Raw genomic sequence first — 21,544 nt, forward strand, 5'->3', positions numbered from 1 at the left:
CGATCCCGGATCCGACGGGCCGACCGTTCTCCCGAGTCCCCGCACTCGCCACCACTGCAGACGGAGCATCCGTGACCCAGCCCCACGACGGCCTCCTCCCGCGCTTCGCCGTCGGCGTCGACATCGGGGGGACGTCGATCAAGGCGTCCCTCGTCGACGTCACCACCGGTGAGCGGGCGGCTCGGCGCTTCGCGGTCGCGAACCCGCTGGGCAAGGAGCCCGAGGACTTCGCCGAGGCGATCGCCGGCATCGTCCGCGACGTCTCGCCGATCGCAGGCACGCCCGTCGGCGTCGGCTTCCCCGGGATCGTCCGCGGCGGCGTCGTCCGCCAGACCACCCACGTCTCGCAGCGCTGGGTCGGGCTCGACGCGCAGGCCCTCCTCTCGGAGGCGACCGGGGTCGATGTCGTCGTCGTCAACGACGCGGACGCGGCGGGGGTCGCCGAGCGCGAGTTCGGCGCGATGCGCGGACGCGAGGGCCTCCTCCTGCTGACCACCCTCGGCACCGGCATCGGTACGGCGCTCGTCCACGACGGCGTGGTGATCCCCAACTCCGAGCTCGGTCACCTGCACATCGACGGTCCCGACTTCGAGCCGCAGGTCGGCTTCTCGGCCGTCCGCCGCGAGGGCATCACCCTCGAGGAGTGGGCGGGTCGCCTCAGCGTCTACTACCGGCACCTCGAGATGCTGCTCTCGCCGCAGCTGTTCGTGATCGGCGGCGCGGCGGCGCACGTCTTCGACGAGTTCGCCCGCTTCCTCGACATCGGCACCGAGATCGTCCCCGCCCGCTTCGGCAACGACGCCGGATTCACGGGCGCCGCGATGGTCGCCGTCTCGCCCGACCGCCTGGCGCCCTGGTACCGCTCCACCCGCGGCGCCCGCCTCGACCCCGGGGCCCCCGCCATCGCCGACTGACCCCCTCCCTGCACCGAGGGGACCCCGACCCGTCGAGGTGACCCGGCGGAGCGGGGTCCGTCGACGGTCCGGGGTTCCTTCAGTGAGCCGACAGGCTGCGGTAGACGGCGTCCAGCCGGGCGGCGGCGGCCGGCCAGGAGTGGGCGGCCGCCCAGTCGACGCCGCCGCGGCCGAGACTCGCCAGCTCACCGGGCGAGCCCAGCAGGGTCAGGATCGCCTCGGCCCACGCCGCGGGGGAGTCGGAGTCGAGCAGCACGCCGCTCCCGCCGTCGCGCACCGCGTCCACCAGGCCGGTCGTCCTGCGCGCGAGCACGGGAGTGCCGCTGCCGGCCGCCTCGAGCGCGATCAGGCCGAAGGTCTCGGCCGCCGAGGGCACGAGCGCCAGCTGCGCGCTCCGGAGCCGCTCCGCCACCCGGTCGCGGTCGGCGGCCCCCTCGATCAGCACGCGGTCTCCCAGCGGAGCCGCCGCGGCGCGCACCGCGTCGAGGTACGACTCCCGGCCCGGTGCCGCCCCGCCCACCAGCCGCAGCACCGGCCGCTCCGCCGGCGCGATTCTCGCGAGCGCCTCGACCGCCAGCAGCTGGCCCTTGAGCGGCTGCACCCGGCCGACCAGGACGACTCCGGAGCGCTCGCCGCCGCCCGGGCGGAACCGCGCGTCGACTCCGGGCGGCACCACGACGACCCGGTCCGGATCCGCGCCGTACCCGCTGACGACGTCCTCCCGCTCCGAGGCGCCCGCCACCACGATCGCATCGGCGGAGGCGAGCACGGAGCGCTCCGCGTCGATCCGCTGCTGCGGCTCCGCGACGTCGCCCGCGGCGAGCCGGGCGTTCTTCGCGAGCGAGCCCGAGTGCATCGAGTGCACGTGCGGCCTGCCGGTGAGCGCCCCCGCGAGGCCCGACACCCAGTAGTGGGAGTGCACGACGTCGGCCCCCTCCGCGGCGCGCGCGAACTCCGGCGCCGCGGCCGCCAGCGCGTACTTGTCGCCCGCCGGCACCGGCACGCCGACCACTCGCACACCCGGCGCGAGCATCCGGACGCCCTCGCCGCGGGTCAGCACCTCGATCTCCCAGCCGAGCGCAGCCAGCTCCGGGAGCACCGCCGCGAGGTACACGTTCATCCCGCCCGCGTCGCCCGTCGACGGCTGCTCGAGCGGGGAGGTGTGCGCCGAGACGACGGCCAGACGGGGCATCCCTCCATCGTAGGGACGGCCGTGCGTCCTCCACGGATCCCGGCCCGCGGCTCGCAGCGCCTCCGGAATCGGGTTGAATAGACGGATGCGCTCGTTCGAGCGCGGAGAGCGTGAGGTCCATGGCCCGCCAGAGTCCCCCCGGTGAGGTGCTGCCGTCGGCCGCACCCGGGCCGGTGACCGCCGGCCACGAGCCCTTCTCCGAGCAGGACATCCGCGCCCTCGTCGGAACCGCCGCCGTCGAGAAGGGCACCGCGTACGCGGACGAGGGCCGCGTGCGCGAGCTGCAGTGGTTCGGCGGCCGCACCCGCCTCTTCGGCCAGGTCCGCGGATCCGGACGCTCGCCGTACGCCGTGAGCGTGCAGCTCCGCGACGAGGGCGAGCACTGGACCCTCCTCGGCGGCGCCTGCAGCTGCCCGGTCAAGCACGAGTGCAAGCACGTCGCCGCCGTCCTGATCGAGGCCCTGCGCCGCGAGCGCGAGGGCGGAGTGGCCGGTCCCTTCCCGGGCGAGGCCGCTGTCGACGCCGTCCCGGAGTGGCGCAGCGCGCTCGCCCCGCTCCTCGCCGGCGCGGAGCGCTCGCACACCGGCATCCCGCTCGGCCTGCAGTTCGAGCTGCTGCCCGGCGAGCCCGTGCGTCGCCCGCCCGGCCGCTACAACTCCTACCGGCCGCCGCCCGAGCCGCGCCCGCGCCTGGGCGTGCGCCCGGTGCGGATGGGCGACCGCGATCGCTGGGTCCGCACCGGCACCAGCTGGCGCGACCTCGGCTACCTGCACTACAGCCACGACTACGACGAGCGCCAGATCGACGTGATCCGCGAGATGCAGGGCCTGCTCTCCGGGCACAGCGCCTCCAGCTACTACTCGCCCGACACCTGGCTCTACCTCGACCAGTGCCGGAGCGAGGCGATCTGGGCGGCCCTGCACGGCGCCGTCCGCGCGGGCATCGGCCTGGTGATGGGCGACCGCGACCAGACGCCGCTGAAGATCCTCGACACGACGGCCACCGCCTCCATCGACGTCACGCGCACCGCCGCCGGCCTCGAGCTGCGCTCGCTCGTCGCGATCGGCGACCACCCGGCGCCCGAGGAGTTCGGCTTCATCGGCGACCCGGCCGTCGGCCTCTACACGTGGGAGGGCGGCGACGAGATGCGCGCCCGCCCGGTCACGCTCATCCCGTTCGCCGCGCCGCTGCTGTCCTCCGCGCGCACGTTCCTCTGGAGCCGCGAGGCCATCCGCATCCCGGTGGCCGAGGAGTCGGCGTTCCTCACCGAGCACTACCAGCGGCTGCACCGGCTGTTCGACATCGTCTCCCGCGACGGCTCCTTCGAGGCGCCGGCGGTGCCCGAGCCGCGCCTCGGCCTCACCCTCGAGCACACCGACGGCGCGGGCCTGCGCGGCTCGTGGTGGTGGCGCTACGGAGTGGAGGGGGCGCGCGGCGGCGTGGACGCCGAGCGGCTCCCGCTGCGGGTCGGCGAGGACGCCGGCTACCGCGACCCCGAGGCCGAGCAGCGGATCCTCGACTCCCTCGTGGGAGCGGGTCTCGACCCGGAGTCGACGCCCGCCCTGGTGTCCCCGTCGAGCAGGCGCCTGCGCCCCACCTTCGACCTGCGCGGCATGCAGACCGTCGGCTTCCTCACCGGCGAGGTCGAGCGGCTCCGCGAGCTCGGCACCGTCGAGATCGAGGAGATCGGCGAGCGCGTCGAGTACCGCGAGGCGCAGACCGCCCCCGTGGTCGCCGTGCAGACCGTCGCCCAGCCCGACAGCCGCGACTGGTTCAACCTCGAGATCTCCGTCACCGTCAACGACGAGGCGGTCCCGCTGGCCGAGATCTTCCTCGCGCTCGCCCGCGGCGACGAGTACATGGTGCTGCCCAGCGGCGTCTACTTCGCCCTCGACGACGAGCGGTTCGGCCGCCTCCGCGAGCTGATCGCCGAGGCCCGCGAGCTCTCGGACGACCCCGGCGAGACCCTGCGGATCAGCCGGTTCCAGTCCTCCCTCTGGGACGAGCTGGTCGAGCTGGGCGTCGTGGAGGCCCAGGCCGCCGCGTGGCGCCGCTCCGTGGAGGGGCTCTCCGGCTTCACCGCGACCGGTGCGCTGGAGTCGCGGGTCCTGCCCGAGGGCTTCGCCGTGGAGCTGCGGCCCTACCAGCAGCTCGGCTACGACTGGCTCTCGTTCCTCTACGACAACCAGCTCGGCGGCGTGCTCGCCGACGACATGGGCCTGGGCAAGACCGTGCAGTCCCTCGCCCTGGTCACCCGGGTGATGCAGGAGCAGCGCGCCGCGGCCGCGGAGGCGGGCACCTCGCCGCGCCCGTTCCTCGTCGTCGCGCCCACCAGCGTGGTGCCCAACTGGGTCGGCGAGGCCAAGCGCTTCGCCCCGGACCTCCGCGTCGTCGGGATCGACGAGACGTCGAAGAAGAAGCGGAAGGCGCTCTCGAGCGTCATCGGCGAGGCCGAGCTGGTCGTCACCTCCTACGCCCTGTTCCGGCTCGACTACGAGTCGTACTCGGGCATCCAGTGGTCGGGGCTCCTCCTCGACGAGGCGCAGTTCGTCAAGAACCGCCAGTCGGCGACGCACCAGCTCGCGCGCCGGCTCGACGTGCCCTTCAAGCTCGCCATCACGGGAACGCCGATGGAGAACAACGTGATGGAGCTCTGGTCGCTGCTGTCGATCGTCGCTCCGGGCCTGTTCCCCTCGCCCGCCGGGTTCGTCGAGTTCTACCAGAAGCCGATCGAGCGCGAGGCCGACAGCGAGAAGCTCTCGCAGCTGCGGCGGCGCATCCGCCCGCTGATGCTGCGGCGCACCAAGGAGCTCGTCGCCAAGGAGCTGCCGCCCAAGCAGGAGCAGACCCTCGAGGTCGAGCTCGGCCCGAAGCAGCGGAAGGTCTACGACACGTACCTGGCGCGGGAGCGGCAGCGCGTGCTGGGCCTGATCGGCGACTTCGAGAAGAACCGCTTCGCGATCTTCCGCGCGCTGACCGTGCTTCGCCAGGTCGCGCTCGACGCGGCACTGGTCGACGAGGCGCACGAGAGCGTGCCCTCCACCAAGCTCGACCTGCTCGACGAGCTGCTGGGCGACGCACTCGGCGAGGGGCACCGCGTGCTGGTGTTCAGCCAGTTCACGCGGTTCCTCGGCCGGGTCCGCGGGCGGCTGGACGCGGCGGGCATCGAGTACGCCTACCTCGACGGAGCGACGAAGAAGCGCGACGAGGTCATCGATCGGTTCCGCTCTGGCGCGGCGGGCGTGTTCCTGATCTCGCTCAAGGCCGGCGGCTTCGGGCTCAACCTCACCGAGGCCGACTACTGCATCCTGCTCGACCCGTGGTGGAACCCCGCCACCGAGTCGCAGGCGGTCGACCGCGCGCACCGGATCGGCCAGACCCGCTCGGTCATGGTCTACCGCCTGGTCGCGAAGGACACGATCGAGGAGAAGGTGATGGCCCTCAAGGAGGCGAAGGCCGCGCTCTTCGCCGCGGTCATGTCGGACGACGGCGCGGCGGCCACCGGCGGGATCACCGCCGAGGACGTGCGCGAGCTGCTGGGCTGAGCGCCGCCGCTACTCGCGCACCTGCTCCAGCAGGGTCGTGACGGCGGCGCGGGTGTCGGCGGCGAGCCGTCCGAGGCGGTGCGCGGCACGGATCGAGACCGGCCGGTACGGGTGCACGAGCCGCCGGGCCGCCGTGCAGGGCAGCGCGAACGCCGCGACGACGCCCGCGTCGATCCCGTCGAGTCCGCCGTCGTCCCGGCCGAAGACGAGCTCCCGACCCTCGCGGGCGAGAGCCTCCGGCAGGTCGGCCTCGCCGATCGGGAGGCGCAGCACGGCGAGCAGGCCGGCCGCCTGCACCCGGCGCGGCAGCGGGCGTCCGAGGCGTCCCGCCGCGTGCACCGTGAAGAAGTCGGCCTGCCGCTCGAGGATGCCCGTGACCGTCTCGGCGAGGCGCTCCATCTCGGGGTGCAGCGAGAGCCGGGCGAGCCGGCGGTAGCCGTGCACCGCGACCCGGGCGTCCACCGCGAGGGCCAGCGCGACGGGGCCGGCGAGGGAGGCCGCGGCGCGGTCGAGGAGCGGGCGCGACCTGACCGTCGGCTCCGGCGGGCGGACGTCGATGCCGCGGATCTGCGGCGAGGCCGCGAGCACGTCGCCCAGGGCGTCGGCGATCCGGTGCCGCTCGGCGGCCCAGACGGACGCGAACGCGCGGACCTGCTCGTCGGGGTGGGCGCGCGCGAGGGGGAGCACCCGGGCCACGGTGGCGTGCTCGATCGCCCGCAGGTACGCGGTGGCGACGATGGCCTCGCGGTCCAGCGGCACCTCCTCGAACTCGCGCACCGAGAAGTGCTCGCGCAGGGCGCCGTGCGCGCTGCGGTGGTGGTCCTCGAGGTCGAACGGTTCCGCGATGCCCACGTCGTGCTCCTCCGCTAGTCCGGTCCCTCCATCCTGGGCCCCCGGTGCGAGAGGCGGAAGAGCACGCGCCCATCCCTGGGACACTGGGAGCCGGTCATCAGGCGGCCGGGGGAGCAGGGCGGGATGAGCGGGGCCCGGACCTCGGCGATCGGCGCCGTCCTCCTCGCCGCCGTCTGCTTCGGCACGACGGGGACCGCCCAGGCCCTCGGAGCGGCGGGCGTGGATCCGCTCCTCCTCGGGGCGGCGCGCATCGTCCTCGGCGGCGCCCTGCTGGCCGCTCTCCTCGGCGTGGAGGCTCTGCGCCGGCGGAGCCGCTCCCGCCCGACCCGCGCCGTCGTGCTGCTCGTCGTGCTCGGAGCGGTCGGCGTCGCCGCGTACCAGCCCGCCTTCTTCACCGGCACCGCGCAGAACGGCGTCGCGGTCGGCACGATCGTCGCCCTCGGCTCCGCTCCCGCCTTCACCGGCCTGCTGGAGTGGCTCGTCCTGCGGACGACCCCGGGCCCGCGCTGGTTCGCCTCGACCGCGCTCGCCGCGGTCGGCGTGGTGCTCCTCAGCGGCGGCGGATCCGGCGGCGTGACGCTCCCCGGCCTCGCCGCCTCGGCCGGCGCCGGCGCCTCCTACGCGCTCTACGCCGTCTGCGGCAAGCTGCTGCTCGAGCGCGGGCTCAGCCCCGTCGCCGCCATGGGAGCCCAGTTCGGAGCCGCGGCGCTGCTCGCGCTCCCGTTCCTGCTGCTGGGCGATCCGTCGCGGCTCTCCGGCTCGATCCCGGCCGTGCTCTGGCTCGGAGTGGTGACGGTCGCCGTGGCCTACACTTTCTTCGCGCGCGGCCTGCGAGCGCTGCCCGCGGCGACCGTCTCGACGCTCACCCTCCTGGAGCCGGCGACCGCGACCCTCCTCGGCGTGGCGGTGCTGGGCGAGCGGCTGACCGCGGGAGCTGTCCTGGGCATCGCGGTGCTGGTGGCGGCGGTGCTGCTGCTGGCGGTGCGGGGGCGCGGCCGTTCCGGTGCGCGGAGAGAGGCGCCGGCGCGCTCCGCGGAGTAGCGTCGACTCCCACCGACCCGACGACGAGGCGGAGCGCATGACCAACCCGTGGCTGGCCCGCCCTGGCAGCGGTCGGCGGCGCGCGCTGGTCGAGGAGTCGTGGGAGCGCGCACGGCGGCGGCGCCTCGATCCGGACCGGCTGACGGCACCGCTCTCGTTCTCGGGAGACGACCTCCGCGAGTACCGCACCGGGCATCCGCTCGCCTCGGTCCTCCCTGTCATCCGCCGCCTGCTGGTGCGCGACGCCGACGAGGACAGCGGCGTGCTGGTCGCGGTGGGCGATGCGCTCGGGCGGCTGCTCTGGATCGACGGGGACCAGCACCTCAAGAGCCTCGCCGAGGGGATGTCGTTCGTCGAGGGCGCGGCGTGGGCCGAGCCCGACGTCGGGACGTCCGCGCCGGGGACGGCCCTCGTGCTCGATCACGGCGTGCAGATCCACGGCGCCGAGCACTTCGCCTCGCTCGTGCACCCGTGGAGCTGCACCGCCGTCCCCGTGCACGACCCCGAGACGCACGAGATCCTCGGCGTGATCGACATCACCGGCGGCGCCGACGTCGTCGCCCCGCAGACCCTCCCGCTGATGGAGGCGACCGCCGCCGCCGTCGAGAGCGAGCTGATGGTGCAGCGGCTCCTCCGCCCGCGGCGGCCCGCTGCACGGAGCACGGCGGCGGCCCGGGCGCCGAGCCTGCGGGTCCTCGGGCGCGAGACGGGCCTGGTGACGGCCGCCGGAGCGACGCTCGAGCTGAGCAGCCGGCACGCCGAGATCCTGACCCTGCTCGCCTGGCACCGGGCCGGGCTCTCGGCCGAGCAGCTCGCCCTCCTGCTCCACGGCCGGGACGACGCGGTGGTCACCGTCCGCGCCGAGATGGTGCGGCTGCGCCGCGCGCTCGAGCCGACCCTCCCGCGCCTGGTGCCCCTCTCGCGCCCCTACCGCCTGGCGAGCCCGGTCGACCTCGACGCCCGCCAGGTGCTCGGCCTGCTCGACCGCGGCTCCCACCGCCTCGCCCTGGACGCCTACCGGGGCGCGCCGCTGCCCTCGTCCGAGGCGCCGGGGATCCGGGCGATCGCCGGCGAGCTGCGCCTGCGGGTGCGGGCGAGCGTCCTCGCCGATGCGGCGCCCGCGACCCTCCTCGCCTGGGCGGAGGGCCCGGACGGCCGCGACGACGCGGAGGTGTGGCGGGAGCTCCTGCGCGTCCTCCCGCCCCGCTCGCCCCGCCGTGCCGGTGTCGCCGCGCACCTCGAGACGATCGAGGCGGAGCAGCGCTGAGCCGTCCCGTCCGCTCCCGGGAGTCCCGCCGGAGCCGTCCGGCCGCGGAGCCGTCTCGCTAGCCTCGACGCATGAGCACCCTCGCACCACCTCCCCGGGCCCTCGCGAGCGGAGTCGCGGGGGGCCTGCTCCTGATGGCCGTCTTCACGATGTGGTGGGCGAGCGACACCACGGTCGGCTGGCCGGCACCGGCGGCGACGACCGCCGTGACCGTCTGCGCGCTCGCGGCCGTGGTCTTCGCCGTGCAGGCCGTCCGCCTCCTCGTCGCCCGGCGGAGGATGGCGGTGGAGCTCACCGACGCCGACCGCGCGGCGAAGCCGAACGGCGTGCTCTTCGGGGCGGTCTTCGCCGCGGAGGGCGTGCTGATCGGTGTCGCGGTGGGAGTCCTCACCGGCACCGGGCTCGACCGGTTCCTCGTGCCGGCCATCGCCGTGATCGTGGGCCTGCACTTCTACCCGATGGCGAGGATCTTCGGCCGGACCCTCGACCTCTGGCTCGCCACCTGGACGACGCTGGTCGGAGCGATCGGAGTCGTCGTGGTCCTCGTCGACGGCTCCGCCTGGCCGCAGGTGTGGTCCTGGGTCGGCGCGGGAGCCGCAGCGGCCACGGTGACCTACGGCGTCTACATGAGCCGGATCGCCCAGCACCTGCTCGCGAGCGTCTGAGGTCCGGGCCGCGGGGCCCTCCTCCTCGGGCGGCCGCGTCTCCGCCCGGCCGGTCCGGCCTCCGTCCTCGCCGCTCCCGCCGGTCCGTCGACCCGTGCAACGTCGTGCAACCCCCCGCGACGTAGCGTCAGGACCGGGCGCCCACCCCGCGCCCACGACAACGACGTCGATGGAGGTCCACATGACGCTGTACGCCGACCAGGTCGCCGAGCAGGCACCGCAGGAGCCCGGCTCCACGGTCTACGCGAATCCAGGCACGGAGGGATCCGTCGCCTCCTTCCGCTCGCGCTACGACCACTACATCGGAGGCGAGCACGTCGCCCCCGCGAGCGGCCAGTACTTCGAGAACATCACCCCGATCACCGGGAAGCCCTTCTGCGAGATCGCCCGCGGCACCGCCGCCGACGTCGACCGTGCCGTCGAGGCGGGCTGGAAGGCGTTCGCGAGCTGGGGGAAGACCAGCCCCGCCGAGCGCTCGAACATGCTCCTGAAGATCGCCGACCGCATGGAGGCGAACCTCGAGCTGCTCGCCGTCGCCGAGACGTGGGAGAACGGCAAGCCCGTGCGCGAGACCCTCGCCGCCGACATCCCCCTCGCCATCGACCACTTCCGCTACTTCGCCGGAGCGATCCGCGCGCAGGAGGGAGGCGTCTCCGAGATCGACCACGACACGATCGCGTACCACTTCCACGAGCCGCTGGGCGTGGTCGGGCAGATCATCCCCTGGAACTTCCCGATCCTGATGGCCGTGTGGAAGCTCGCGCCGGCGCTCGCCGCGGGCAACTGCGTGGTGCTGAAGCCGGCCGAGCAGACGCCGGCGTCCATCCACGTGCTGCTCGACCTGATCGGCGACCTCATCCCCGCCGGCGTGCTCAACGTCGTCAACGGATTCGGGTTCGAAGCGGGCGCCCCGCTCGCCTCCCACCCGCGCATCCGTAAGATCGCCTTCACCGGCGAGACGACCACCGGCCGCCTGATCATGCAGTTCGCCAGCGAGAACCTCATCCCGGTGACGCTGGAGCTGGGCGGCAAGAGCCCCAACGTGTTCTTCGCCGACGTCGCCGCGGAACGCGACTCCTTCTACGACAAGGCGCTCGAGGGCTTCTCGTTCTTCGCCCTCAACCAGGGCGAGGTCTGCACCTGCCCGTCGCGGGCGCTCGTGCAGCGCTCGATCTACGACGACTTCGTCGGAGACGGCCTCGAGCGGGTCAAGCGGATCAAGCAGGGCAACCCCCTCGACACCGCCACGATGATCGGCGCCCAGGCCTCGAACGACCAGCTCGAGAAGATCCTCTCCTACATGGACATCGGCAAGCAGGAGGGAGCGAAGCTGCTCATCGGCGGCGACCGCGCCGACCTCGGCGGCGAGCTCAGCGGCGGCTACTACGTCAACCCGACCGTGTTCGAGGGCCGCAACTCGATGCGCATCTTCCAGGAGGAGATCTTCGGACCCGTCCTCGCCCTCACCTCCTTCGACGACTTCGACGACGCGATCGGCATCGCCAACGACACCCTCTACGGCCTCGGCGCCGGAGTGTGGAGCCGCAACGGCGCCCAGCTCTACCGCGCCGGCCGGGCCATCGAAGCCGGCCGCGTCTGGTCGAACACCTACCACCAGTACCCCGCGCACGCGGCGTTCGGCGGCTACAAGCAGTCGGGCATCGGACGCGAGAACCACAAGGTGATGCTCGACCACTACCAGCAAACGAAGAACCTCCTCGTCTCCTACGCGGAAGGACCGATGGGCTTCTTCTGAGCTGGTTCGCACGGGCTCCTCGTTCCTCGTCGCCCGTGCCGCGGTCGGCTCGCCGATGTGGCCGGGTGGGGAGGAGCGGGGAGCGTCCGCACCGAGACGGATCCGCTGGCACGCGGATCCGCCGTTCGGTGCTGGGCCCTTCGGGCGAGGAACCCGACGGCGCGCGGAAGGACGGTGCTCGGCCCTGCGGGCGAGGCACCTGGCGGCGCGCGGGAGAACGGTGCTCGGCCCTTCGGGCGAGACATCGGACGAAGGGGCGCCCCCTCATGTTGATCGAGTAGTCCGCTCAGCGGCGTATCGAGATGCCGCCCGGAGGAGTGTCCGGCGTCAGCGGTCGGGCGCACACAGACATTCCGCACCACGAGCGAAGGAGCACCAACCATGACCTCCACGAGGGTCGACGTCACTGCGGAGGCGGCCGGCATGCTCCGCCGGATGACGGCTCTGCACGGGCCGCTCATGTTCCACCAGTCGGGCGGATGCTGCGACGGCAGCTCCCCGATGTGCTTCCCCGCCGGGATGTTCCGCACCGGCGCCTCGGACGTGCTCGTCGAATCGCTCCGGCTCGACGGCCTGGATCCGATCGACTTCTGGATGTCCCGCTCCCAGTTCGAGTACTGGAAGCACACCCACCTCACCGTCGACCTCGTCGACGGGCGGGGCAGCGGATTCAGCGTCGAAGCACCCGAGGGCAAGCGCTTCATGATCCGCAGCCGACTGCTCACCGACGACGAGCTCGTCGAGTTCGGGCTCCTCCCCGCCGGAGCCGTCGGGCCCTGAGCCGGCTTCCCTGACCCGTTCCCCCTGACCCGTTCCCGTCGCAGATCCTCGCCGACCGGCGACATCCCGGTCCAGCGGTGTCAGCCGCCCGGAGCAGGAGCGGGCGGCGCCTTCCCCGTGCTCAGCTGCACGCCCACCACCGATCCCATGTCCACGCGGGTGCCCGCGGCCGGACCGGTGCCGGCCACGGTGTTCATCGGCTGCGTCGAGTCGACCTGCGACGTCGCTCCGGGAGTGAGCCCTGCTGCGGTCAGCGCCTGTGCGGCGGAGTCGCTGGTCCGGCCCGACAGGTCCGGCACGGTGACCTGCGGCGCCGCGATGAGCGACTGGTCGGCCTGCGGGAAGTCGGAGCCGCCGTAGCGGGAGTCGATCGCCGTCATCAACGGCTTCCAGATCCGGTGGCGTGCCGAGGGCGCCCAGCCGCTGTCGAAGTCGATCGAGTCGAGGTTCACCCTCGAGCCGTCCGCGCGTGCCGAGATGCTGCCGACCCAGACCGCGAGGGAGGTCTCGGTCGAGGCGCCGATGGCCCAGGTGTCGGCGGAGTTGTCGGTGGTGCCCGTCTTGGTGATGTGCTGGATGCCGTTCTTCGGATCGTCCTCGACACCCGTGCCCTCGGCGGTCACCTTGAGCATCGTGTACTGCATCGCCGAGGCGACCCTCGACGACACCGCCCGGCTGCAGGTCGTCTCCACCGGCTCGATCTCGCGGCCGTCCGCTCCGACGATCGCCGTGATCGCGACGGGGGTGCAGGTCGTGCCGTTCGCGGCGATGCCGGAGTAGGCGGTCGCCATGGTGAGCGGTGCGATCTCGTTGGTGCCGAGGACCGCTCCCGGCGACTGCACGAGCGCGGTCCCGTCCGCGCGGTGCACTCCGAAGGCCTCGGCCTGCTTGCGGATCTCGCACTGGTCGAGCAGGTGCGACATCCCGGTGAAGCCCGTGTTCAGCGAGTAGATCGTCGAGTACAGCGCCGTCTGGGTGTCGGTGTAGCCGCCGTCGCCGGCGTTCTTGGGGTTGTAGGAGTCGTAGTCCCAGGTGCCCTCGCAGCTGTCGGCGAAGCCGGTCCAGTTCTTCTGCTTCGAGTCGAACTGCTCGAGCAGGGTGTGCCCGCGGTCGAGCCACTCGGCGAGCGTGAACACCTTGTAGGCGGAGCCGGTCTGGAAGCCGTTGCCGCCGCCCGCGGACGCGTCGACGTTGAGGTTGATCGCCGAGAACTCCGGCCCGCTCGCGATCACGTCCGGGTCCTGGCTGTAGCGCTTGTTCTGCACCATCGTGAGGATGCGCCCGGTGCCGTTCTGGACGGCGACCGCCGTCGCCCCGACGTCGAAGCGCGGATCGGAGGAGGGGACCTGCTCGTCCATCAGCTCCTGCGCGGTCCTCTGCAGATCGAGATCGATCGTCGTGTAGACCTTGATCCCGCCCTGCTTGATCGCCGCGTAGCGCTCGTCGTCGGTCGCTCCGAGCGCCGGGTCGTCTCGGAGGACGTGGGTCACGTAGTCGCAGAAGTAGGCCGCGCTGCCGGCCGTCTGGCAGCCGGTGGACGGCGGGGTGATGTCGGGGGTGATCGCCTCGGCGGCCGCGGCGTCGTGCGCGGCCTGGTCGATGCTCCCCGTCTCGAGCATCCGGTCGAGGATGTAGTCGCGCCGCTCCCGGGTCTGCGCGTAGCCGTTCGCTTCGCCGTTGGCCGTGTCGTCCGGACGGTCGAAGCGGAACTTCTCGGGGTTGTTCACGATCGCCAGGAGCGAGGCGGACTGCGCGAGGGAGAGGTCGGCCGCCGGGATGCCGTAGTAGTACTCCGCCGCGGCCTCGATGCCGTAGACGGTGCCTCCGAACAGCGCGATGTTGAGGTAGCCGAGGAGGATGTCGTCCTTCGAGGACACCTTCTCGAGCCCGATCGCGAGCCGCATCTCCTTGAGCTTGCGCTCGGCCGTGGTCGCCGTCGCCTCCGCGTACGCGCGGTCGCGGTCCGCTCCGTCCGGGATCGACTCGGCCTTCTGCACCAGCACGTTCTTCACGTACTGCTGCGTGATCGACGAGCCGCCCTGGGTGTCGCCGTCGAGGAGGTAGGTGCTGGCGATGGCGCGGAGGGTGCCCTGCAGGTCGATCCCGCCGTGGTCGTAGAAGCGCGGGTCCTCGCTCGCGACGAGCGCGTCCTTCACGGAGTCGGCGATCCGGTCGGCCGGCACCTCGATCCGGTTCTGGTCGTAGAAGGAGGCCAGCAGCGTCGGATCGTCCGGGTCGCCCGCGTAGACGTCGCTCTTCTGCATCAGGCGCCCGACCTCGAGGTAGCTCGGGAGGGACTGGAACGCCGAGATGGTGCCGGAGGTCGCCGCGCCGGTGAGCGCGGCGGCGGGGGCGACCACGAGCGAGGCGAGCAGACCCGCCAGGACGCTGACGATCACGAATCCGAACAGCGCGCCGAGAGCCCCGTGGACGGTTCGACGGGGCTGGAAGACGGGGACGTTCGGTCGCTTCAGGATGGATCCTCTCGCTGCACCAGCACCCTAGGCGAGGCCTGCGACATCCCCGACGAGGCGCGCCACGGCCGCGCCGGACGCCCGTCCGCCCGGAGCCGGCGCGACGGCGCCCGCGCAGGCTCGGCGCCACGACAGCAGAAGGGGCCGACCCCCGGAGGGATCGGCCCCTTCACGGGACGGGCGACGTCTCTACTCGATCAGGTCGCCGTTCAGGTCCGAGATGTCGTTCGGATTGGCCGGAGCCTTGCCCGTGCTCACCTGGAGGGGGATCACCCCGCCGGCGACCGCCGTCTCCTCCGCGCTCGGCGTCGTCGACACGACGGAGCCCTCCGGGATCGTCGCGGAGTCGACAGACTCGTGCATCCCGACGACGAAACCGGCGGCGGTGAGGATCGCCGTGGCGCTCTCGACCGTCTCGCCCGTGACGTCGGGGACCTCGGAGTTCGCCGCCGATCGCGGCGAGTACGCGAGCATCGAGGCAGGCGGTGCCGTGAAGTCGTCGCCGCCGTACTTCTCGTCGAGCGCCGTCATGATCGGCTTCCAGATGGCGTGCCGGGCGTTGGAGGCGCGGATGGTCCCCTTCTCGCCCGTCAGGCTGATGAAGCGCAGGTTCTGCTTGGTGTTGTCGGCGAAGCCGTTGATGCTGCCGACCCAGACCGCCAGGGAGGCGGCCTTGCTGGCGCCCGCCGTCCACACGTCGGCTGCCTCGTCGGTGGTGCCCGTCTTGCCGATGTGCTCGATCCCGTCGAAGGGGTTCGAGGCGTAGGCCGTTCCGGAGGTCATCACCCGCTGCATCGCGTACTGCATCCCTCGGGCGACCTCGGGCGACACGGAGGGCGTGCACGCCGATGCCGGGGCGGCGACGGCGTTGCCCTCGCTGTCGGTGATCCGGTCGATGACGATCGCCGAGCAGGTCGTGCCGTCGTTCGCGATCCCCGCGTAGGCGTTGGCCACCGTCAGCGGCGCGATCTCGTTCGTCCCGAGGACCGAGGCCGGCCCGTTGGCGAGCTCGCGGCCGTCGGCGCGGTGCATCCCGAACGACTCGGCGGTGGTGCGGATGTCGCAGAGGTCGAGCTGCTGCGCCATTCCCATGAAGCCGGTGTTGATCGAGTTCGTGGTCGCGCCGAGCGCGCTCATCGAGCTCGCGTCCTCCGACGGGTCGTCGTTGCGAGGCGAGAACCTGCCGTAGTAGCCGCCGTCGCCCTCGACGTTGCACTTCTGGGGGTAGGAGCTGAAGCCGGAGGTGGGGGAGGCGAACGACTCGTTGACGGTGTGCCCCGCCTTCAGCCACTGCGCCAGCGTGAACACCTTGTAGGTCGATCCGGTCTGCACGCCGGAGCCGCCGCCCATGCTGAGGTCGACGTTGAGGTTGATCGCGCTGTAGCCGGGGTTCGCGGCGAGGAACTGCTCGTCCTGGCTGTACTGCGTGTTCTGCACCATGGAGAGCACGCGGCCCGTCTTCGCCTCGACGGAGGCGGCCGTCGCGCCGACCTGGAAGCGCGGGTCGACGGAGGGGATGTAGGCGTTGAGCGCCGCCTGCGAGACCTGCTGGATGTCGAGGTCGAGGGTCGTCACGACGTCGAAGCCGCCCTGGCGGATGCGCTGATAGCGCTCGTCGTCGGTCGCCCCGAAGACGGAGTCGTTGCGGAGGACGTTCAGCACGTAGTCGCAGAAGTACGCGGCGTTGCCGGCGGTGGTGCAGCCGGTCGAGGGCTCCGTGATGTTCGGGGTGATCGGCTCGGCGACGGCGGCGTCGTGCGCGGCCTGGTCGATCCGGCCGTGCTTGAGCTCCTCCGACAGGATGTAGTCGCGGCGCTCCTTGGTGGCGGCGTAGCCGTTGGCGGCGCCGTTCGCCTCGTCGCCCGGGTTGTCGAAGCGGAACTTCGCCGGGTTGTTCACGATCGCCAGCAGCGCGGCCGCCTGCGAGGTCGAGAGCTGGCTCGCGGGGATGCCGTAGTAGTAGTTCGCCGCGGCCTCGATGCCGTAGACGGTGCCCCCGAAGAGGGCGATGTTGAGGTAGCCGAGCAGGATGTCGTCCTTCGACGCTTCCTTCTCGAGTCCGATCGCGAGGCGCATCTCCTTGAGCTTGCGCTCGGGGGTCGGGTCCGTCGCCTCCTGGTAGGCCTTGTCGCGCGCGGCCTCGTCGGTGATCGACTCCGCCTTCTGCACCAGGACGTTCTTCACGTACTGCTGCGTGATCGACGACCCGCCCTGCAGGTCGTCGCCCGTGAGCGTGACGGCGATGGCCCGGAGCGTGCCCTGGAGGTCGATGCCGCCGTGCTCGTAGAAGCGCGGGTCCTCGCCGGCGACGGCCGCGTCCTTCGCGGACTGCGCGACGTCGTCCCAGCCGACCTCGACGCGGTTCTGGTCGTAGACGGAGGCGAGGAGGGTCGTCCCGTCGCTCGCGTAGACGTTGGTGCGCTGCATCAGCTGGCCCACGTCGAGGTAGCCCGGCAGGTTCTGGAACATGCCGATCGTGTTGCTCGTCGCCAGGCCCGTCAGCGCGAGGGCCGGCGTGACGCCGACGGTGATCAGGACGCCCGCCACGGCGCTCATCCCGATGAACCCCATGACCGCCCGCAGCGACATCCCGAGCGGCCGGACGGAGCGGCGGGATGCAGAGGGAAGTGCCATGGAGCGGTCGTCCTTTCGACGCGGCGCCGGGCCGCGGAGATGTGAGGGAGGGTGGCGAGAAGCCTCGCGAGCAGTCGCGCGATCCCCCGGGTTCATGGTACGTGACGGGTGCGCCTGCGGGGCGTCCTCCTCCCGGTGGAGATGAGGAGCTGGCGGGTGATGCGCAGGAGTGGGCGCGTCCGGAGTGCTGACCTCGGGTCGATGCATCCGTATCGTGGGGGGAGCGCCGCTCCGAGGGGCGCTGCAGCACCCGTTCCACCCACCGCTCCGGGGCCCCGGGCGGCCGGCCCCGGCAGAAAGCGCACACCATGGCACGCATCCACGACGACGTGACCCAGCTCGTCGGCAGAACCCCTCTCGTCCGCATCAACCGGCTGGAGGGCGCCGATCAGGCGACGGTCCTCGCCAAGCTCGAGTTCTACAACCCCGCGAACAGCGTGAAGGACCGCATCGGCGTCGCCATCATCGACGCGGCCGAGGCCTCCGGCGAGCTGCCCCCCGGCGGGACGATCGTCGAGGGCACGAGCGGCAACACCGGCATCGCGCTCGCGATGGTGGGCGCCGCCCGCGGCTACAAGGTCGTCCTCACGATGCCCGAGACGATGTCCGTCGAGCGCCGGGTCCTCCTCCGCGCCTACGGAGCCGAGATCGTGCTCACCCCCGGCAGCGAGGGCATGCGCGGAGCGGTCGAGCGCGCCCGCGCGATCGTCGACGAGACCCCCGGCGCGATCCTCGCCCGCCAGTTCGAGAACGCCGCCAACCCCGAGGTGCACCGCCGCACCACCGCGGAGGAGGTCTGGGAGGACACCGACGGCGAGGTCGACGTCTTCGTGGCCGGCATCGGCACCGGCGGCACCATCACCGGAGTCGGCCAGGTGCTCAAGGAGCGCAAGCCCGGTGTGCAGATCATCGGAGTGGAGCCGATCGACTCCCCGCTCCTCACCCAGGGCACCGCCGGTCCGCACAAGATCCAGGGCATCGGCGCCAACTTCGTCCCCGCGATCCTCGACCGCGAGGTCTACGACGAGATCATCGACGTGACGCTCGACGACTCCGTGCGGGTGGCCCGCGAGATGGCCGCGCAGGAGGGGATCCTCGGCGGCATCTCCTCCGGCTCGATCATGTGGGCCGCGCTCGAGGTCGCGAAGCGCCCCGAGAACGCGGGGAAGACCATCGTCGCCATCGTCTGCGACTTCGGCGAGCGGTACATCTCGACCGTCCTGTACGAGGACCTCCGCAGCTGAGCCCCTCGAGACGAGCCGGGACGCCCCGCTCCGGACGCGACGGTCGGCCGGAGCGCCGCGTCCCGTCCGGACCGGAGCGTCCCGGGCTCCTCGCCCTGCTCCGCGAGGACGTCCGCACCGCCCGGGAGCGCGACCCCGCCGCCCGGAGCGCGGTGGAGGTCGTCCTCTCCTACCCGGGAGTGCACGCGGTCTGGGTGCACCGCGTCGCGCACGCCTGGTGGCGGCGCGGCCTCCGCCTGCCCGCCCGGCTGCTCAGCCAGGCGGCGCGCGCGGCGACCGGGGTGGAGATCCACCCCGGTGCGACCATCGGCCGACGCCTGTTCATCGACCACGGCATGGGCGTCGTCATCGGCGAGACCGCGCGGATCGGCGACGACTGCATGCTCTACCACTCCGTCACGCTGGGCGGGAGGTCGGCCCGGCGCGAGCGTCGGCACCCCACGCTCGGCGACCGGGTGGTCGTCGGCGCCGGCGCGGTCGTCCTGGGCCCGCTCGTGCTCGGATCCGACGTCAGCGTGGGCGCGAACGCCGTCGTGGTGAAGGACGCGCCCGACGGAGCGGTGCTCGTCGGCATCCCGGCCCGCGATCTGCGCGATCAGGGCGGGGAGGAGGACCCGCTCGCCGGGTCCGGCCGCTCCACCGGCCCGGCGGGACGCGTCTAGCCGGCGACGCTCAGTCGTCGCCCCTCGGCGAGATGTCGCGCGGGGCGCTCTTGATCTGCGCGAAGGCGTCCAGTGCGTGCGCCCGCGTCTCCTTGAGGTCGACGAGGGGCGCCGGGTAGCCGTCCGCGCCTCCGGTCAGCGTGTCCCCGAGCGTCCACGGCTCGTGCACGGCGGCGCCCTCGACTCCGCCGAGCTCCGGCACGTTGTGGCGGATGTACTCGCCGGCCGGGTCGAACTTCCTCGACTGCGTGACCGGGTTGAAGACCCGGAAGAACGGCGACGCATCGGCTCCCGAGCCCGCGACCCACTGCCAGTTCGCGGCGTTGCTCGCCGGGTCCGCGTCGACCAGGGTGTCCCAGAACCACTCCTCGCCCACCCGCCAGTCGACCAGCAGGTTCTTGATCAGGAACGACGCGGTCACCATCCGGACCCGGTTGTGCATGTAGCCGGTGCTCCAGAGCTCGCGCATGCCGGCGTCCACCAGGGGGTAGCCGGTGCGCCCCTGGTGCCAGGCGTCGATCGCCTCCTGGCCGGGGCGTCCCCACGGGAAGGAGTCGAACCGGGTGTCGAAGTTCGCGGTCGCCAGATCCGGCCAGTGGAACAGCAGGTGGTAGCAGAACTCGCGCCAGAGCACCTCGGAGAGGAACCGGTCGCTGCCGTCGCCGCGGTGCAGGCCCTTCGCGTGCGCCTCCTCCAGGGCGTGCCACACCTGGAAGGGGCTGATCTCGCCCCACCTCAGGTGCGGGGAGAGGTTCGAGGTGGCGTCCTCCGCCGGCCGGTCGCGGCCGTCGGCGTAGTCGTCGAGCTGCTCCGCGAGGAACGCGCGCAGCCGGTCGGCCGCCGCCTTCTCGCCGGGGACCCAGCGCTCGCGCAGCCCTTCCGCCCAGTCGGGACGCGTGGGCAGCAGCTCCCAGTCGTCGAGGGAGTCGGAGGCGATCTCTCCCGTGACGCCGTCGAGCGAGCGGGGGCGGGGGAGCGGCGCGCGCGGCGTCGGCTTGGCGCGGCAGGCGCGGGCGAAGGGCGTGTAGACGGAGTAGGGGCCGCCGGCGCCGGTCTGCACGGTCCACGGCTCGAACATCAGCGAGCCCTGGTGGCTCTCGGCCTCGAGGCCGCCGTTGCGGAGCGATTCCTTCACCGCCGCGTCGACGGTGCGCTCGGCCCTCCCGTAGCGGCGGTTCCAGTGCACGGCTCCGGCGCCGATCTCCTCGGCGAGCTGGAGGACGACGGCCTCGGCCGGCCCACGGCGCAGGATCAGCGGGGCGCCGTGCTCGCGCAGGTCGGCGGCGAGGGCTGCGAGGCTGCCGTGCAGCCACCAGCGGGAGGCGCCCCCGAGCGGACGGATGCCCGCCGACTCCTCGTCGAGCACGTAGCAGACCGCGACGGGGCCGCCACGGTCGATCGCGGCGCGCAGAGCGGGGTTGTCGGCCAGGCGCAGGTCGTCGCGGAGCCAGACGAGGGTGGGGGAGGTGTCACTCATGGTGACCACCATGATCCGCGAGTCCCGCGCCGCGGCGAAGACCTGGCCGGTCGCTGCGGCCCGTGCTAGCGGGGACGGATCAGGCGGAGGCGATGCCGTCGCGGAGCTTGTCGCAGAGCGCGGTCAGCTGCTTCAGCTCGTTTTCGTCGAGGACGCCGCCGACCTGCTCCGAGATGGTCCTCATGTGGGTGAGCGCGACGCGGCGGAAGAGCGCGTAGCCCTCGTCGGTGATCGCGATGATCGTGCCGCGGGCGTCCGCCGGATCCTCGCTCTTCTCGACGCAGCCGCGGGCGGCGAGCCGGTCGATCAGCCTGCTGACGCTGGGCTGCGTCAGGAGGACGTGCCGGTTCAGGTCGCGCAGCCGTGCGCGCCGACCGGGCTGCCGGGTGAGGTTGAAGAGCACGTCGTACTCGTTCATCGAGATCTCCCGCGAGGGGAACTCGGTGCTCAGGGTGCGCATCACCTGGACCTGGGCGCGGAAGAGCGACTCCCAGGCGGCGACGGCCTCTCTCGACCCCACTGGTCCTCCTTCACGGCACTCAGGAAGCGGTTCCCTGACATCCAGACGCCGTACAGCCTACGCCGGGGTGCTGGGAGGAGGGGAGTCGGAGGAAGGGGGCCGGGGGAACGACAGAAGGCCGGCCGCTGAGGCGAGCGGCCGGCCTTCATTCCCTTGCACCAAGAGTGTCCTGCAATCACTTCTCGCGCTTCCCGCCACAGCAAACGGTCGACGCACTTGAACTATATAACGACCCGGTAACGACGCAACCCTCTCTTTCCTGAATCCTCCCTGAGCCGCCCCGCCCCGCCCGTCGCCGCGCCCGCCCGCGCTCCGCACGACTCTCTCCTGACCCAGGACGCCCCGTCTGCTGCCTCCGACGTCCGCACCGAACCGCAGCCCATCCCTGACCGTTGACGGACACGACGAGCACCCCCTGCCCTCGTCCCCCGCCGACGCGGCCCGGCCCCGTCGTCCTGCCCCGTGAGGCGCGACCCGCCCCGCCACGGCTTCGACCACGCAGCGGGCCGTCGAGCCCTCCA

Annotated in this window: 15 protein-coding genes; 9 read left to right on the forward strand and 6 right to left on the reverse strand. The window is 72.6% G+C overall.

The window, feature by feature from the left end; genetic code table 11:
* Nucleotides 1-71: 71 nt before the first annotated feature.
* Nucleotides 72-914 (forward strand): ROK family protein, encoded by an 843-nt coding sequence (locus C5D09_RS02820; protein WP_258066894.1) that lies wholly within the window; start codon nucleotides 72-74, stop codon nucleotides 912-914.
* A gap of 79 nt (nucleotides 915-993) precedes the next feature.
* On the opposite strand, the gene C5D09_RS02825 is transcribed toward C5D09_RS02820, so the two are convergent.
* A complete protein-coding gene (locus tag C5D09_RS02825) occupies nucleotides 994-2,106 on the reverse strand; it encodes a glycosyltransferase (protein ID WP_104268566.1) in 1,113 nt (370 codons plus the stop codon).
* 119 nt (nucleotides 2,107-2,225) lie between these two features.
* Here C5D09_RS02825 and C5D09_RS02830 point away from each other — a divergent pair, with 119 nt between their 5' ends.
* Complete coding sequence (locus C5D09_RS02830; protein ID WP_104233442.1) at nucleotides 2,226-5,651, forward strand: DEAD/DEAH box helicase; 3,426 nt, start codon at nucleotides 2,226-2,228, stop codon at nucleotides 5,649-5,651.
* 9 nt (nucleotides 5,652-5,660) lie between these two features.
* Here C5D09_RS02830 and C5D09_RS02835 read toward each other — a convergent pair whose 3' ends face one another.
* Nucleotides 5,661-6,503 carry a hypothetical protein gene (locus C5D09_RS02835; protein ID WP_104249760.1) on the reverse strand — a complete coding sequence of 281 codons (843 nt, stop codon included), beginning with the start codon at nucleotides 6,501-6,503 and terminating at the stop codon, nucleotides 5,661-5,663.
* Between the two features lie 123 nt (nucleotides 6,504-6,626).
* Here C5D09_RS02835 and C5D09_RS02840 point away from each other — a divergent pair, with 123 nt between their 5' ends.
* From C5D09_RS02840 to C5D09_RS02860, 5 genes are all read left to right on the forward strand, one after another.
* Nucleotides 6,627-7,544 (forward strand): DMT family transporter, encoded by a 918-nt coding sequence (locus tag C5D09_RS02840; RefSeq protein WP_104261464.1) that lies wholly within the window; start codon nucleotides 6,627-6,629, stop codon nucleotides 7,542-7,544.
* A 37-nt stretch (nucleotides 7,545-7,581) separates the two neighbouring features.
* The gene (locus tag C5D09_RS02845; RefSeq protein ID WP_104233439.1) at nucleotides 7,582-8,811 is read left to right on the forward strand and encodes a GAF domain-containing protein; all 1,230 of its coding nucleotides are present in this window, start codon (nucleotides 7,582-7,584) and stop codon (nucleotides 8,809-8,811) included.
* Nucleotides 8,812-8,882: 71 nt separating this feature from the next.
* Nucleotides 8,883-9,476, forward strand: coding sequence for a hypothetical protein (locus C5D09_RS02850; protein ID WP_104268567.1), 594 nt, complete (start codon nucleotides 8,883-8,885; stop codon nucleotides 9,474-9,476).
* Nucleotides 9,477-9,657: 181 nt separating this feature from the next.
* Complete coding sequence (locus C5D09_RS02855; protein WP_104268568.1) at nucleotides 9,658-11,232, forward strand: aldehyde dehydrogenase family protein; 1,575 nt, start codon at nucleotides 9,658-9,660, stop codon at nucleotides 11,230-11,232.
* A gap of 381 nt (nucleotides 11,233-11,613) precedes the next feature.
* Nucleotides 11,614-12,012 carry a DUF779 domain-containing protein gene (locus tag C5D09_RS02860; protein WP_104247017.1) on the forward strand — a complete coding sequence of 133 codons (399 nt, stop codon included), beginning with the start codon at nucleotides 11,614-11,616 and terminating at the stop codon, nucleotides 12,010-12,012.
* A gap of 80 nt (nucleotides 12,013-12,092) precedes the next feature.
* Here C5D09_RS02860 and C5D09_RS02865 read toward each other — a convergent pair whose 3' ends face one another.
* Both C5D09_RS02865 and C5D09_RS02870 read right to left on the reverse strand, forming a co-directional pair.
* On the reverse strand, nucleotides 12,093-14,411 hold the full coding sequence (locus C5D09_RS02865) for a transglycosylase domain-containing protein (protein WP_104268569.1): 2,319 nt from the start codon (nucleotides 14,409-14,411) through the stop codon (nucleotides 12,093-12,095).
* Between the two features lie 264 nt (nucleotides 14,412-14,675).
* Nucleotides 14,676-17,120 carry a penicillin-binding protein gene (locus C5D09_RS02870; RefSeq protein ID WP_181135001.1) on the reverse strand — a complete coding sequence of 815 codons (2,445 nt, stop codon included), beginning with the start codon at nucleotides 17,118-17,120 and terminating at the stop codon, nucleotides 14,676-14,678.
* A 308-nt stretch (nucleotides 17,121-17,428) separates the two neighbouring features.
* Here C5D09_RS02870 and cysK point away from each other — a divergent pair, with 308 nt between their 5' ends.
* Both cysK and epsC read left to right on the forward strand, forming a co-directional pair.
* On the forward strand, nucleotides 17,429-18,364 hold the full coding sequence (cysK, locus tag C5D09_RS02875; protein WP_104268571.1) for a cysteine synthase A: 936 nt from the start codon (nucleotides 17,429-17,431) through the stop codon (nucleotides 18,362-18,364).
* 95 nt (nucleotides 18,365-18,459) lie between these two features.
* Nucleotides 18,460-19,026: a serine O-acetyltransferase EpsC gene (gene epsC, locus C5D09_RS02880; RefSeq protein ID WP_104224204.1), complete on the forward strand. Its 567-nt coding sequence runs from the start codon at nucleotides 18,460-18,462 to the stop codon at nucleotides 19,024-19,026.
* Between the two features lie 10 nt (nucleotides 19,027-19,036).
* On the opposite strand, the gene C5D09_RS02885 is transcribed toward epsC, so the two are convergent.
* Entirely contained in the window at nucleotides 19,037-20,503 is a 1,467-nt protein-coding gene (locus C5D09_RS02885; protein WP_104268611.1) for a deoxyribodipyrimidine photo-lyase, read from the reverse strand.
* Nucleotides 20,504-20,582: 79 nt separating this feature from the next.
* Nucleotides 20,583-20,963, reverse strand: a complete 381-nt coding sequence (locus tag C5D09_RS02890; protein ID WP_104257198.1) for a MarR family winged helix-turn-helix transcriptional regulator — start codon at nucleotides 20,961-20,963, stop codon at nucleotides 20,583-20,585.
* Nucleotides 20,964-21,544 lie beyond the last annotated feature (581 nt).

Origin of the sequence: Rathayibacter sp. AY1C9 (genome assembly GCF_002932315.1) — a bacterium.
Lineage (GTDB): Bacteria > Actinomycetota > Actinomycetes > Actinomycetales > Microbacteriaceae > Rathayibacter.